This is a genomic window from Pedobacter sp. KBW06 (assembly GCF_003852525.1).
GTDB lineage: Bacteria > Bacteroidota > Bacteroidia > Sphingobacteriales > Sphingobacteriaceae > Pedobacter.
On record NZ_QAJL01000002.1, the window covers coordinates 405039 to 419742 of the forward strand.

General features: G+C 44.2%; 15 protein-coding genes and 1 tRNA gene. 4 read left to right on the plus strand and 12 right to left on the minus strand.

Features of this window, described 5'->3' with window-relative positions; genetic code table 11:
- Positions 1-105: 105 nt before the first annotated feature.
- A tRNA-Phe gene (locus tag DBR43_RS11770) sits at positions 106-178 on the minus strand.
- A gap of 174 nt (positions 179-352) precedes the next feature.
- Here DBR43_RS11770 and DBR43_RS11775 point away from each other — a divergent pair.
- Genes DBR43_RS11775 through DBR43_RS11785 form a run of 3 tightly spaced genes read left to right on the plus strand, consistent with a single transcriptional unit; the run spans position 353 to position 3267 of the window.
- A complete protein-coding gene (locus tag DBR43_RS11775) occupies positions 353-1648 on the plus strand; it encodes a (Fe-S)-binding protein (RefSeq protein WP_124581063.1) in 1296 nt (431 codons plus the stop codon).
- A 31-nt stretch (positions 1649-1679) separates the two neighbouring features.
- On the plus strand, positions 1680-2480 hold the full coding sequence (locus tag DBR43_RS11780; protein WP_124581065.1) for a (Fe-S)-binding protein: 801 nt from the start codon (positions 1680-1682) through the stop codon (positions 2478-2480).
- Positions 2470-3267 (plus strand): MBL fold metallo-hydrolase, encoded by a 798-nt coding sequence (locus tag DBR43_RS11785; RefSeq protein ID WP_124581066.1) that lies wholly within the window; start codon positions 2470-2472, stop codon positions 3265-3267. Before DBR43_RS11780 ends, DBR43_RS11785 begins: the two co-directional genes overlap by 11 nt.
- On the opposite strand, the gene DBR43_RS11790 is transcribed toward DBR43_RS11785, so the two are convergent.
- Positions 3233-3724: a hypothetical protein gene (locus DBR43_RS11790; protein WP_124581068.1), complete on the minus strand. Its 492-nt coding sequence runs from the start codon at positions 3722-3724 to the stop codon at positions 3233-3235. The two genes, DBR43_RS11785 and DBR43_RS11790, sit on opposite strands and share 35 nt — an antisense overlap.
- Positions 3725-3775: 51 nt before the next feature.
- On the opposite strand from DBR43_RS11790, the gene DBR43_RS11795 reads away from it, so the two are divergent.
- On the plus strand, positions 3776-4255 hold the full coding sequence (locus tag DBR43_RS11795; protein WP_124581070.1) for an ABC transporter ATPase: 480 nt from the start codon (positions 3776-3778) through the stop codon (positions 4253-4255).
- 17 nt (positions 4256-4272) lie between these two features.
- On the opposite strand, the gene DBR43_RS11800 is transcribed toward DBR43_RS11795, so the two are convergent.
- The 10 genes from DBR43_RS11800 to rpsF form a co-directional block, all read right to left on the minus strand.
- Positions 4273-5133 carry a cyanophycinase gene (locus DBR43_RS11800; protein ID WP_233602952.1) on the minus strand — a complete coding sequence of 287 codons (861 nt, stop codon included), beginning with the start codon at positions 5131-5133 and terminating at the stop codon, positions 4273-4275.
- Positions 5134-5139: 6 nt separating this feature from the next.
- Positions 5140-6165 carry an isoaspartyl peptidase/L-asparaginase family protein gene (locus tag DBR43_RS11805; RefSeq protein ID WP_124581072.1) on the minus strand — a complete coding sequence of 342 codons (1026 nt, stop codon included), beginning with the start codon at positions 6163-6165 and terminating at the stop codon, positions 5140-5142.
- Positions 6166-6186: 21 nt separating this feature from the next.
- Entirely contained in the window at positions 6187-7590 is a 1404-nt protein-coding gene (locus DBR43_RS11810; RefSeq protein WP_124581074.1) for a RagB/SusD family nutrient uptake outer membrane protein, read from the minus strand.
- Between the two features lie 10 nt (positions 7591-7600).
- On the minus strand, positions 7601-10909 hold the full coding sequence (locus tag DBR43_RS11815) for a SusC/RagA family TonB-linked outer membrane protein (protein WP_233602953.1): 3309 nt from the start codon (positions 10907-10909) through the stop codon (positions 7601-7603).
- Between the two features lie 62 nt (positions 10910-10971).
- Complete coding sequence (locus DBR43_RS11820; protein WP_124581076.1) at positions 10972-12093, minus strand: FecR family protein; 1122 nt, start codon at positions 12091-12093, stop codon at positions 10972-10974.
- Between the two features lie 75 nt (positions 12094-12168).
- Complete coding sequence (locus tag DBR43_RS11825; protein WP_124581078.1) at positions 12169-12720, minus strand: RNA polymerase sigma factor; 552 nt, start codon at positions 12718-12720, stop codon at positions 12169-12171.
- A gap of 39 nt (positions 12721-12759) precedes the next feature.
- Positions 12760-13482: a monofunctional biosynthetic peptidoglycan transglycosylase gene (mtgA, locus tag DBR43_RS11830; RefSeq protein WP_124581080.1), complete on the minus strand. Its 723-nt coding sequence runs from the start codon at positions 13480-13482 to the stop codon at positions 12760-12762.
- A gap of 111 nt (positions 13483-13593) precedes the next feature.
- Positions 13594-14037, minus strand: a complete 444-nt coding sequence (rplI, locus tag DBR43_RS11835; RefSeq protein WP_124581082.1) for a 50S ribosomal protein L9 — start codon at positions 14035-14037, stop codon at positions 13594-13596.
- 10 nt (positions 14038-14047) lie between these two features.
- Positions 14048-14311 carry a 30S ribosomal protein S18 gene (gene rpsR, locus DBR43_RS11840; protein ID WP_008244392.1) on the minus strand — a complete coding sequence of 88 codons (264 nt, stop codon included), beginning with the start codon at positions 14309-14311 and terminating at the stop codon, positions 14048-14050.
- Entirely contained in the window at positions 14311-14673 is a 363-nt protein-coding gene (gene rpsF, locus DBR43_RS11845; protein WP_062550348.1) for a 30S ribosomal protein S6, read from the minus strand. Before rpsF ends, rpsR begins: the two co-directional genes overlap by 1 nt.
- Positions 14674-14704: the final 31 nt, after the last annotated feature.

Consider the following 14704-nt stretch of genomic DNA (forward strand, 5'->3'; position numbering starts at 1 on the left):
TTGCGACAACAGAGTTACAGTCTGTCCCATTTGGCCACTCTGGTATCCCCCCATTTCCATGAATTAAAACAAGAAAGCTTCAGATTGCGCTGAAGCTTTTTGAAGTGGTGTGGGCCGGGATCGAACCGGCGACACAAGGATTTTCAGTCCTTTGCTCTACCGACTGAGCTACCGCACCATTTAACCTTGTCCCCTCGTTTGGGATTGCAAATGTAGTGTCTTTTTTCAAAAAACAAATTAATTCTTAATATTTTATTTAAAACCCGTCTAAATTTAAATTTTATGCATGCATAGTAATTTGTTTTACCGGATTTGTTTTAACTTAGCAACACTATAACAGATCTTCAAAAAAATGGTGTTACAAATCCTATTTATAGCAATTGCATTGGCGGGGGTCGCCTTGTTCAGTTATAACTTAAAGAAAGTTATCCGCAACATTCGGATTGGAAGGGCGGCAAACAGAACCGATCAACCTCAAAAAAGAATGATGACCATGGTCAAAGTTGCGCTTGGACAGACGAAAATGTTCTTTCGTCCTATTCCTGCCTTTCTTCATTTGATTGTTTATGCCGGCTTTGTCATCATCAATATCGAAGTATTGGAGATCATGATCGATGGTATTTTTGGCACTCACCGCGTTTTCGGCGGAATGGGTGCGCTATATAATTTCCTCATTGCTTCTTTTGAAATCCTCGCCCTTGGTGTATGGCTCGGTTGCGCCATCTTCCTGGTGAGAAGAAATATCATTAAACTGAAAAGGTTTAGTGGCGTAGAGATGGCCGGCTGGCCGAAGTCTGATGCCAATTACATCCTGATTACCGAAATCTTATTGATGACGGCTTTCCTAGTGATGAATGCTGCAGATGCAAAACTACAGGCCATGGGTGCTGCACATTATACCGCAGTAGGATCTTTCCCTGTGAGTCAGTTCCTGATGAACCTGTTACCCAATACCGAAGGCGCTTTAATTGCAATTGAAAGAGGCTGCTGGTGGTTCCACATTATCGGGATATTTGGTTTCTTAAACTACCTGCCTTATTCCAAACATTTCCACATCATGTTTGCCTTTCCCAATACCTATTTCTCCAATCTGGAGCCTAAGGGGGAATTCAGCAATATGCAGAGCGTAACAAATGAAGTAAAAGCCATGCTTGATCCTTCATTTACCCCTCCTGAGCCCGATGGCAGCAAGTTTGGGGCTAAAGATGTGAACGACCTGACCTGGGTAAACCTGATGAATGCCTATACCTGCACCGAATGCGGAAGGTGTACTTCTGTATGTCCGGCAAACATCACCGGAAAATTGCTTTCCCCACGTAAGATCATGATGGATACCCGCGACAGGCTGGAGGAAGTTGGAAAAAATATTGATAAAACCGGAAACGGCTTTGATGATGGAAAGTCTTTAATAGACACCTATATCAGCAGGGAAGAAATATGGGCATGTACCAGCTGCAATGCCTGTACACAGGCCTGCCCGATCAACATTGATCCTTTGTCTATCATTACGGAGCTGAGAAGATACGCTGTGATGGAAGAATCGCAGGCTCCGGCCAGTATCAATGCCATGCTGGGTAACATTGAAAACAATGGTGCCCCATGGAAATATTCTCCGGCAGACCGGTTGAACTGGGCCAAAGAAAGTTAATCAAAATATTAAATCTGATATTAGAGCTAAGATGAGCGAGCAACTAAATTTTGAAGTGCCAACAATGGCAGAACTGTTAGCCAAAGGTGAAGAACCTGAAATCCTGTTTTGGGTAGGTTGTGCCGGAAGTTATGATGAAAGGGCGCAGAAAACCACTCGTGACATCTGTAAGATCCTACACCATGTAGGCATGAAATATGCAGTTCTTGGAACGGAAGAAAGCTGTACCGGAGACCCTGCAAAACGGGCGGGAAACGAATTCCTGTTCCAGATGCAGGCCATGACCAATATCGAAGTGCTCAACGCATATAACATTAAAAAGATCGTTACCGGATGTCCTCATTGTTTCAATACGATCAAAAATGAATATCCCGGACTTGGCGGAACCTATGAAGTTATTCACCATACTCAGCTGATTCAGGACCTGATCAATGACGGCAAGCTAAAAGCAGAAGGCGGAGAGAGCTTTAAAGGCAAAAAGATCACGTACCATGACCCTTGTTATCTGGGCCGCGGAAACGGGGTATATGAAGCACCACGTAAAGCGCTGGAAGTCCTGGATGCCCAATTGGTGGAAATGAAACGCTGTAAATCCAACGGCTTGTGCTGTGGTGCCGGTGGTGCCCAGATGTTTAAAGAACCTGAAAAAGGGAATAAAGACATCAATATTGAAAGAATCGAAGAAGCTTTGGAAACGCAGCCACAGGTGATTGCAGCTTCCTGCCCTTTCTGTATGACCATGCTTCGTGATGGTGTTAAACTGAAAGATCAGGACCAGAACGTTCAGGTATTGGATATTGCAGAAATTACCGCAAGAGCGAATGGCTTGTAATACCCTCTTCATCGCTTCCCTGAACTCAGGCAGCAACGGCAACTGCTACTATGTCGGCAACGACAAAGAGGCGGTATTAATCGATGCCGGCATCTCCTGCAGGGAAACAGAAAAGAGAATGTTAAGACTGGGCCTGAACATGGATAAGGTGAAGGCCATCTTTATCTCCCACGAGCATACGGACCATATCAAGGGACTTGCTGTGCTGTCTGCTAAATTCAATTTACCGGTTTACATCACTCCGGGTACTTTGAGCGGCTGCAAGTTTAACCTGAGAACAGATTTAGTCCGGACACTTTTAAGTCATCAGAGCGTACAGATTGGAGACCTGAACATCAGCAGCTTTCTGAAGTTACACGATGCTGCTGAACCGCACAGCTTCCTGGTTTCCTGCGGAGCCACTAAGGTAGGGGTATTTACAGATCTTGGGGCAGTATGTGAGGAGCTGACCAGCCATTTCCAGCAGTGTCATGCTGCATTTCTGGAAACCAATTATGACGACGAGCTTTTAAGCAAAAGTGCTTATCCTTATTTCCTGAAAAAACGCATCAGCGGAGGAATGGGTCACTTGTCCAATAAACAGGCCCTGGATCTTTTTATGGCGCACAAACCCTCTTTTATGAGCCACCTGCTCCTATCACATCTTTCCAAAGACAACAACTGCCCGGAACTCGCGGCAAACTTATTCAGGGAACATGCCAATGGAACGGAGATCATTGTAGCCTCCAGGTATGAAGAAACAGCTGTTTATGCTATTTTTGAACCGGTAGCAGTGCATTCATTTTAATCAGGCGCGCCGAAAGGTCAGACAAATCCTGGCTTTTCATGTTTTTCACCGGGATGGTCATAAAACAGGCCATGCTGTCTACATCGCCACCTATCTTATCATTATAGGTCTGAACGATCACATCTTCTCCTTTTGTACGCAGAAAAAGATTACCTGTTTCAGTGCTGTCGCCGACCCCCTGATAGTCCAATCCTTTGAATTTAACGAGGTTAAAAGAGAAATATTCTACTTTTCCGCTGGAGAAGTAACGCTTGTACCTACAGAAACCACTGTTGGTAACATTTAGTTCGTAGCGTTTAATTTCCTTTTCCTCTCTGCTGCTGTCGTAATGTTCAGTCAGCATTTTTTGAAGGTACGCCACCTCCTCATCCAGTATCATTCTGGCGGAAAAAGCCGTAAATATAACGCATGACAATGCGCAAAGGCATATTCTTAAGTTTAATGTAAACTTTTTCATCACGTTCCTATTTTAGAAAAATCAATTTAAATAATTTACTAAATTTGAAGTATGAGTTTTTCTCCACAATCAAAAGTTTGGGTATACCAAAGCAACCGTCCGTTTACTGACAACGAAGTGACGTCAATCCAGCAAAAGCTGAATGATTTTACCGCGCAATGGAAAGCGCATGGCCATCAGCTAAATGCTAAAGCCGAAGTATTGCATCATTTTTTCATTGTATTTACCGTGGACGAAGCCAGCGCCGGTGTGACCGGATGTTCTATCGATTCTTCTGTGAGGATCATGAAAGAAATAGAGCAGGAATATAAAGTGGACCTTTTTGACAGGTTCAACATGGCCTATAAAGTGGATGGCAAAGTGATCGTTACCAATAAGGAAGATTTTGAAACCCTGGTGAGCATCAAAAAGGTGGGACCAAAGACGGTTGTATTTAACAACCTCGTTCAGACGCTGGATGAATTCCAGAACAAATGGGAAGTTCCTTTTGAACAAAGCTGGCACAGCAAAGTGTTTGCACACCTGCTGTAACCGGGCTTAGTATTTTTTTACTTCGTATAAAAAGTATCTCCCTCTGTATACAGGCTGAACTGCAGTCCTTCCATTTTCAGGTGCTGTGATTTCGTAACCTTTAATTTTCGGGGACCGGCGATCCTCAACACCTGGCTCTCGCCCGCTACCCTGATCTTTTTCTGTTTTACGATGATGGCTGTCCCTTCATCAATACCGATACAATCGAAACCGGGATGGGCTGCCAAAGCAGAGATCAGGCGGTTGTACCGGCTCCTTTTTACAAAATGCTGATCGATGATCACGGAATCCAGTAAGCCAAGCCCTTCCTGAAATTCCACATTCCCGAAGCGCAGCTGATCAAATGTCGCTTTATAAGCCGTATCTCCAAGAAGCTGTGTTCCGGTAATCATATATTTGCTCATCACTGCAGCTCCGGCGCTGGTACCGGCCACCGTTGCCCCATTCTGATAAGCCTGATGAATCGCTTTGTAAACCGGCGTATTCAGAACCACCTTCATAAAACGGCTCTGATCGCCTCCGGTAATGTAAATTAAACGGGCTCCTGTCAAAGAATCCAGCCATTTCCGGTCATTTACCTTTGAGGCTTCAAAATTAAAACAGGTAATGTGATTGCGGGTAACCGCCGATAACTCCTGTTGAATCGCTTCGAAAGAACGCTCAGGGAAACCACTGGACATCGGCAAAACGACCACATAATCTTTTGCCTTCATATCAGCCGTTTTAATGAGTTCCTGAATTAATTCAGGGGATTTATCCCCGCCACCAATAATAAACAAACTGCCCTTCGCTACAGGCTTTTGCTGGGCAATGGCCAGGCAGGAAGTCAATGCAAATGCGCAGGCCAGCAAAGACCTGATCAATAAAGATTTCATCATCCCGTCTTATTTATAGATCAATACTTCTATCTTTCCATCTGCGGTCACCGTTCCTCTGTACATTCCTTCTGTATTAAAAGGCATCGCCACGTGGCCCTGTTTGTCCATAGCAATTAAACCACCGTCGCCGCCCATTTTCCCGACCTTATCCAATGCTGCTTTTGAAGCATCGGCCACAGACATCTTTTTATATTCCATCATTGCAGAAATGTCATGCGCCACGACATTACGGATGTAAAACTCGCCCCATCCCGTGCAGGAGATTCCTGCAGTCGCATTGTTGGCATAAGTTCCTGCACCGATGATGGGTGCATCTCCTACCCTTCCATATCTTTTATTTGTCATCCCTCCTGTAGAAGTCCCCGCGGCAAGGTTCCCTGATTTATCAAGTGCAACGGCACCTACCGTTCCGAATTTATAATCTTTATTGATCGTACCCAGCTTCATTGTTTTTTTACTGCCATGGTCCAGTACCGCTTTTACAGAATCCTCCCTGATGGCCTTCTGCAAGCCATCCCAGCGTTCCTTCGTATAGAAATACGATGGGTCTACGATTTCCAGTTTAGACTGTTTGGCAAAAGCCTCTGCACCTGCCCCTACCATCATCACATGCTCCGACTTTTCCATTACTGCCCTTGCGGCGCTGATGGGATTTCGGATCACAGTTACACCGGCCACGGAGCCTGCGGATAAGGTCTTCCCATCCATTACTGCCGCATCCATCTCATTTTTTCCATCGTGCGTAAAAACAGAACCCTTCCCTGCATTGAATAAGGGAGAATCTTCCATTACATGAATGGCCGCTTCAACCGCGTCCATGCTCGTTTTTCCCGCTTTGATGGCCTCATAACCCTTTTGCAATGCTTTGGTTAAATCGGCAATATAGGCTGCTTCCTTTTCAGCGGTCATATTTTTCTTAAGAATCGTCCCGGCACCGCCATGGATGACCATCACATATTTCTTTTGTCCATGAACTGCCATGCAGGTAAAGATCATCAGGCACAAAAGAGAATAGTTTAATTTTAATTTCATGTGGTTGTTTTTATAGGTTGTTTAATACAATGGGTTTTGTTTCACGTTTGAGTTGGCGCGAATCTCTGCATTTGGCACAGGATACGCATATTGTTTGTTTGCTGAAGTTAAAGTTACAGAACCTAGCGCATTTATTGCATCTGCAGGCTCTCTTGTTACCGGCAATCCATTTCTACGCAGGTCAAAGAACCTATGTCCTTCAAAAGCCAGTTCTTTATACCTTTCTAAAACAATCGCATTCAACAAGGTGGCCTGATCTCCAAAAGTCACATCCGTATATCCGGCAATCCTTGCAGCCCGAAGTGCATTCAGATCTGCTCCTGCCAAAGGCAGGTTTTGTTTCTGTGCATAGGCTTCGGCCCTGATCAGGTACATTTCTCCTGTTCTGTATAATTTCACATCACAAAGATTTGTCCGGCTGGTACTTCCTTCCAGGTATTTGTTCACACTGTAATTCGAAGTTCCCACTCCTCTGGTATCGTCAAATTTAACATAAGCAGCATACCTCACATCATTGTCGGCATCAAAGGAATTGATCAGTTCAAATGCAGGGGCATACAATACCACATCATCGGTATCATAATAGAAATCACCCAGACGGCTGTCTCCGCTTACTTTTTTCAGCTTCCAGATCACCTCATCTTCTGCCTTATCTTTCCAGATCAAAGGGAATTGATCCCGATTGGCCAGGGCTGCCCCATCGATCACTTCCGTACTGTATTTCAAGGCATCGTCCCAATTCTTCTCATATAAGGCTACCCTTGCCTGCATGGCAGAAACAGCGATCAGGGTAATTCTTGTCCGGTTGTTAAAGGAAGCAGGAATTAATCCTTTGGCGGCCAGTAAATCTGTTTTTATCTTTTGTATCGTTGCCCCGAAACTCAACCTCGAAGGACGGGATACCGTAGAGACTTCCATATAAGGAACACCCATTCCATTGCTTTCATAACTGGAAGCAAAATTCCTGAGCAGTTCAAAATGACAATAAGCCCTCATGGCCAGCATTTCACCTTTGTATTGATTTTTAAGGATTTCTTCTGCAGGTTTGGTTTTCACTTTATCCACAAAATTCAATGCCCTGTTGATCATATCAATGCTCGTATAATTACTTCCCCATCCGGCAGTAATTGTTCCGCCTGAGCCGTCATATTGCCATCTGTAGGTACCGATTCCACGCCCTGTTGAATTCTCCTTCGGCAGGTTACATTCATCAGAAGTCAGGGAAGTATTCGTGATGACATCTGTCCCTAAGGAAGCGTAAGCACCGATGAGTCCGCCGTTGAGGTCTTCTACGGTATTGAAAGCCCTGCTTTCATCAAAATTATCTGAGGGAACCAGGTCCAGTTCTTTACTGCAGGAGCTCAGCAGCATCAGGCCGCAGCATAATGTATATAGGAAAATTCTGTTGCTATAATATTTTAACATGATCATACGATTAGAAATTAACATTTAAACCAAAAGTGTAAGTCCTGGAACTTGGATAGTCAAACTTGGCCTCTCCATCACTATCTTCCGGATCGAAACCCTTCCATTTTGTCCAGGTAAGCAGGTTACTGCCCTGCACAAATACATTTACCCCACTGATAAACTTCGTACCGGCAAGTAAGGATTTGGGCAGTGCATAACTCAGGTTCACATTCCTCAGGCGGAGGTAAGAAGCATTCTGGATGTCTTTGGAAGAAAAGCTCCTTGCGGCATCGTATCTTGGCAGAATGGCATTATCGCCCTCTTTTTTCCATCGGTTGTTTAACATCCGGACAGACTGTCCGCTCGTTCCGAAATCAGGATTCTCATTGTAATAATCTTCGTTATTGTACCTGAATACATTATTGGCAAAGCTAAACAGGGCCGACAAATTGAATCCTTTATAATTCAATGAGGTATTGAATCCCCCGGTAAATGGTGGATACAGGCTTCCAAATTCAGCAACACTCATCGTGGCTGCATTATAATTTGTAGTCACATTTCCATTTTGGTCATAGTACAGGGGATCGCCGTTTTTGGGATCAACTCCTGCCCATTTGGGTGCATAATGAGAACCATAAGGCAAACCTTCCCTAACAATCTCGGAGTCTCCCTGTTCAAAACCTTCAGATCCGGCCAGAGAAAGCACCTTATTTTGATTATAAGCAAAGTTTAAGCCTACATTCCATTTCAGCTGATCAGTTCTGATCAGGTCCAGGCCCAAAGCCACTTCAATTCCACGGTTCCTCATTGAACCTGCATTTAAAGGCAGGGCACTTACTCCTGAGGTCAGAGATACCGGAAGGTCCAGGAACAGGTTTTCCGTTTTCTTATAATACACATCGGTTACCAGGTGGATTCTATTGTCTAAAAAGTCCAGGTCGAAACCGATGTTTAAATCTTTTGCATACTCCCAGTCGTAATTCACACTTCCATAAGCAGTCGGATAGATTCCGCTCTGCCCACCGTATGAAGTGGTCGAATAAGCCGAAAGGTAGGTGAAATTACCAGGAAAAGGACTCGCTGTTGTACCATAGCTGACACGGAGTTTCAGGTCATTAATCAGTTCTGAACCCGCAAGGAAATTTTCCTTTTTCAGGTTCCAGGCTGCACCCATGGAATAAAACCCATGCCATCTGTTTTTCTTTGGTAAAGTAGAAGAACCATCATAGCGGTAACTGGCGTTCAGGGTATAACGGTCGTTAAAGGTATAACGTCCCAAAGCGATGTAAGAGATCAAAGCATTTCTTGTTCTTCCTCCGCTAAATTCCGGAATAAAAGAATTTTCTGCAGATCCCGGGGTTCCTCCTGCCGGTGTTTCCGGCAAACGGGGATCAATTCCGAAAGCTTTATATCCAAAACCTCTGCGGTGTTGTTTGGTGATTTCATAAAGCCCGGTCAGCTCAAAACTGTGCTTCCCCAGTATCTTTGCATAGGTCAATCCCGAGGTAGAGATCATTGAGAAGTTTCTTTGCAGGTTCTCCCCAAAACTTCCTTTTTCTCCGTTCTCCTGAGCTCCGGAATAAGAGTCGGGCCGGACAAAATGTTCTGAGGTCGTTTCCCTGAAATCAATTCCAAACCTGGTTTTTGCAGTCAGGTCATCTGTAATTTTATAACTCAAAGCACCACTCAGAATTGTCTTATACTGGTTGTTTTTATTAGTTGTATTTAACAACCGCTCTAATGCTTTACTTCCCTCACGCTGATCATAGATTTCATATTCGTCCGAATTACCGTTATGAATCAATGTCCCGTCCGGGGCATAAGGATACTCATAAGGCAAGGCATAATAGACTGCCGACAAAGGGTTCTTCCCACTCGACTGCCCCTCATTCTCAATCATACTCGATTCCGAATATCCGAGACTGGTATTGATGCTTCCTGAAAGCTTCCCTGCATTAAAATCTACATTGTTCCGCAATGAATAACGCTCTAAGCCCGAACGCACAGCAATTCCGTCCTGTTTATAATAATTCAGGGAGCTGTAAAAGCGTACATTCTCATTTCCGCCACTGGCATCGACCTGTTGTTCTGTAAACTTTCCTGTTCTGAAAAAGATGTCTTTCCAATTGGCATTGATCTTTCCAATACTGTCCAGGATGGCATCAGCCCTGCGTTGTTCCTGTGGGGTTTTATCCGCATAGTCCGGATTCTTTTTAGAAAACTCCCAGCCCGGGCCAATCTCTGCCCCGGTTTCCAGGCCAATCTCTTCTTCAAACTGTAATCGCTGAGTGGTATTCATCATATTAAACTTCGGAGAAGTCAGTTTCGACAATCCATACTGTGATTTATAATTGAACTGCACCTTTCCTGATTTTCCCTTTTTGGTCGTGATGACGATCACTCCGTTCGCACCCCTGGCACCATATTGCGCTTTTGAGGTGGCATCCTTTAATACCGTCACACTTTCAAAATCGGAAGGATTCAGCGTTTGAAAATAGGAATCTTCCACAGGGATCCCGTCCAATACATATAATGGGGCGGTATTCCCGCTGATCGTTCCGATCCCCCTCAGGATAACCTTAGAACTTGCACCCGGCTGGCCGGAGCCCGAAGAAACCTGCAGACCGGAAACCCGGCCCTGCAATACCTGATCAAAGGTAGACAATGAAGTTTGGGCAAGGTCTTTCCCACTTACTACCGCAGAAGAACTTGCCGATTGCTGCCTGTTGTAACTCGTATACCCTGTTACCGTAACTTCCTGTAAATTCTGACTATCAGCTTTCAGTTCTATATTAACCGAGGTTCTGCCGCCGAGATTGACCACTTGTCTGGCATATCCGATAAATGAAAATTCCAGACTGGCATTCCCATCAGGCACCCTGATCGAATAAGCACCATTCGCATCTGTAATTGTTGCGATGGACAGGCCGGTTACTTTTACCGAAACACCCGGCAAAGGCAATCCTGCATCATCAAGTACTTTTCCCGTAACGACGATGTCTTTTTTATCCGCCGGAGCAGCTGTAGGGTACAGCACCACGAGGTTGTTCTCTTTCAATGCATAGCTCAGCCTGCTATCTTTCAGAATCAGCCGCATCGCCTCCTCCAGCGAGGCTTCCCTGATGTCGAGCGCATTCCGTTGAGCCGGCATTGCCGTATTGCTGTATACAAAACGATAGTCGGTTTGCCGTTCCACCGCTTTCAGCAACTCCTTTATGCTGCTTTCTTTCATTTTAATGGTGATTCTTTGCTGTGCAAAACCTGCAGCAGAAACCTGCATACACAGGAGCAGCAGCACAAAACCCGTAATTTTCATACTCAGTAATACTCTTCTCATATCTGTTTAGTTTGGTGGTTTAATTTGGTGGTTTGGTTCATTTGTATGACCCCGGATCAGGGCTATTTTTTGATATAAATTTGATCTCCTTTCACTTCAAAACGAAAAGGATAGGACAACTGCAGGGCCTCCAGTGTTTTCAAAATGGTTTCATTTTCAAAGACTCCCGAATACCTGTAATTTTTGACTTCTTCTCCGGCAATGCTGATCTTTATGCCATACCATTCCTGAAGCCTCTGTGCAATGACAGCAAGCGGCAGGTTATCGATGTCCAGGCGTTTCCGGACCCAGGCAATTTCCTCAGGCACCGGATCCGCTGCATGTTGCTTCAGCTCAGAGAGGCGGTATTCAGCAGCCCGCTTTGAAAGGGGCATTTTTACCGGGGAGTTGAGGCTCAGCAGTTTCTGATTGGGCTTCAACAGAACAACATAACCGGGATACTTCCTGGAGGCGACCTGTACCATTCCCTGAATAAGGGCGGTCTCCATCATGCCCGAATCGGCATAGGCTTTCACATTGAAAGTCGTTCCCAAAACTTTAATGTCATTAAAAGCAGTATGTACCACAAAAGGATGGGCTGCATCGTGCTTTACATCAAAGAAAGCAGCGCCCTGGAGCCATACTTCTCTCTTAGCCGTATTAAAACCTTCTCCCAAGCGAATGGAGCTCTCTTTCCCCATGGTAATTACAGAGCCATCCTTCAGGATAATCGTCTTGCGCAAGGCTTTACCAGAAGAAAACGAGGTCCATGAAGGCGCTTCTCCGGCCTTAAAAAAAACAGGCCCGGAGAAGTATAGAAAACTGACCGCGATCAGAATGGCTGCCGCAGCGCCGCCAAGGTAAAAATACCAGCCTGTTTTCCGGGCTTCAGGGCTCCTTTCCGGCAGTTCTTCTTCTCTGAAAGAGATTTCAGGTTTGAGCGCTATGGCCGACTGAAAAGCCTCCTGCTGTGTCAGACCAGACCCTAATGCCTTCAATTGCTCTATTCTGCTGCCTTGTTTTACATTCAGAATGGCTACGATTCTTTCCGCTTCTGCGAAATCTTCTTTTCTATCCGGATATTTTGCCATCCATTCCTTCCAAAGGATTTGATGTTCCAGACTTGCACCGAGACAATATTCCTGAAATGATTCATTACAAATCAATTCTTCCACGTCAAAATCGTTGTCAGGCATCTGTATCATAAGCAGGTTTTAATATACAGACGGAGAAATGGGACCCATTTCCTAAGAAAATTTAAAGTTTATTTACCAACCCGGCTATTTCAGCAATTTCCGAAGCACTTTGATCGCATCGTAAATGGTATTATAGGCCGTTTTTACGGTCTGTGCTGTTCTTTCTGAGATCTGTTCATAGCTCAACCCTTCAAAAAATTTAAGCTGAATCAGTTCCATTTGACGGGGAGTCAACTGGCGAATGGCAATTTTAAGCTTTTCCTTCAGGTCGTCATCCTGCTGAATGTTAATCAGCACCTGTTCATAGGAAAGCTCATTCCATTCTTCTTCAGCCAGCATCTTGCTCAGGGCCGCATTTGTTTTATTGAGGTATGACAACTGGTCCATCATACAATGACGAAGGGAGGCCATCAGATAGGCCCTGACGTTTTCCACCGGATGGAGGCGTTCCCGCTTATCCCAGATATTTAAGAAAATCTGATTGACACAATCCTTAACGAGTTCATCATCGGCATTGATCTTCAGTCCGGAACGGATAAGCTGGAAATACTGACGGTTGTACAGTTCAAACAGAGCCTGTTTATCCCCGAGGCGCATTTGTTCCCAATAATTGTGATCATCTTCGCCTAAGCCCATATTCAGGGATGAATATAGGAATTTCCAGAGAAAAAGGGATTAAAAATCCAAAGGTCCCAGACGTCTCATGTTCTTCATGATCAGGTATTGGCGGTGACGGATATAGGGGGTTGCATTTTTCGGCGACCATCGTCTTGGGTTAGGGAAGCAGGAAGCAATCAGTGCGGCCTGTGCCCGGCTTAACTTCGTACAGGATTTGCCATAGTAGGCCTGTGAAGCCGCTTCTGCACCATAAATTCCATCCCCCATTTCAATTACGTTGAGGTAAACCTCCAGAATGCGTTCTTTACTCCAGAAGATTTCGATCAGCAGCGTGAAATAGGCTTCAAAACCTTTGCGGATCCAGGAGCGTCCCGGCCATAGAAATACGTTTTTTGCCGTTTGCTGGGAGATGGTGCTTCCCCCTTTTATCTTTTTACCTTTTTTATTCGTCTCAAAAGCCTTTTCTATCGCCTTCACATCAAAGCCGATGTGTTTCAGAAAGAGCTGATCTTCGGCAGATACCGCCGCCCGTTTCATATTATCGGACATATCGTCGAAGTCCACCCATTTCTTTTCCATCTTTGAGGGCTTATCTTCTGAACTTCGTTCGATATTTCTCTGGATCATCAACAGGGTGATGGGCGGGTTTACAAAACGATAGAACAACACCCAAAGTATGGTCACCATCAAAAACCAAAGAAAGACCCTGGTCAGGATGCCGGTGATTTTTTTCAGTAAAGGAGATTTTGCTTTAGCGGGTGTGCGTCGTTTTGTTGCCATTGCCTCAAAGGTAAGAAGATTGCGGAATACCCGATTGAGGGACGGGCAAAAAAAGCAATAAAAAAAGGGCTCTGATGAATCAGAACCCTTTTTTATGTCATGTAGAAAAGATTACTCAGCTACAACTTCGAAAGGAACTTTAACTTTCACTTCTTTGTGTAAGTTTAAGTTGGCTACATATTCACCAACAAATTTAGGTTCAGTTTCGAAAGTGATACGGCGACGGTCAACATCAAAACCTTGTTGTTTCAATGCGTCAGAGATCATAATGGTATTTACAGCACCAAAAATCTTTCCTGTTTCACCAGCTTTAGCACCGATAGTTAACTTCACATCTACTAAACGTGCAGCGATACCATCAGCATCTTTCTTAATTTTATCTTGTTTGAAAGCAGCTTGTTTCAAGTTTTCTGCTAAAACTTTTTTCGCTGAAGGAGTAGCCAACTGAGCAAATCCTTGTGGGATTAAGTAGTTACGACCGTATCCTGGCTTTACATTAACGATATCATCTTTTTCCCCTAGGGATTTGATATCTTGTTTTAAAATAATTTCCATTTTTCAGCTCCTATTTTAATTGGTCAGCAACGAAAGGTAACAAACCAATGTGACGTGAACGTTTTACCGCCTGAGCCACTTTGCGTTGGAATTTCAATGAAGTACCGGTTAGACGGCGAGGTAAAATTTTACCTTGATCATTGATGAACTTTAACAAAAAGTTTGCGTCTTTGTAATCAATATATTTAATACCATTCTTTTTGAAACGGCAATATTTTTTTCTGTTATCGTCCACTTTTGGAGCGGTAACATATTGTATTTGATCTTTAGCCATTATCCTGCAACCTCCTCTTTCTTAGGTTTTTTGTTAAAAGCACCACTGCGTTTCTTCTCATTATACGCAACCGCATGACGATCTAATCTAATGGTAAGGAAACGTAGAACACGCTCATCACGTTTTAGTTCTAATTCCAATTTACTTACTAATTCACCTGAAGATTTATACTCTGTAAGGTGGAAGAATCCGCTTGCTTTTTTCTCAATCGGATACGCTAATTTTCTCAAACCCCAATTGTCCTCTTGAACAATTTCGGCTCCGCTATCAGTGATGATTTTGCTGAATTTGGCTAATGCCTCTTTCGCAACCTCTTCTGATAACAACGGGGTTAGAACGATAACAGTTTCGTACTGATTCATTGTTATGATTAATTTATGTTTATTTACCGCA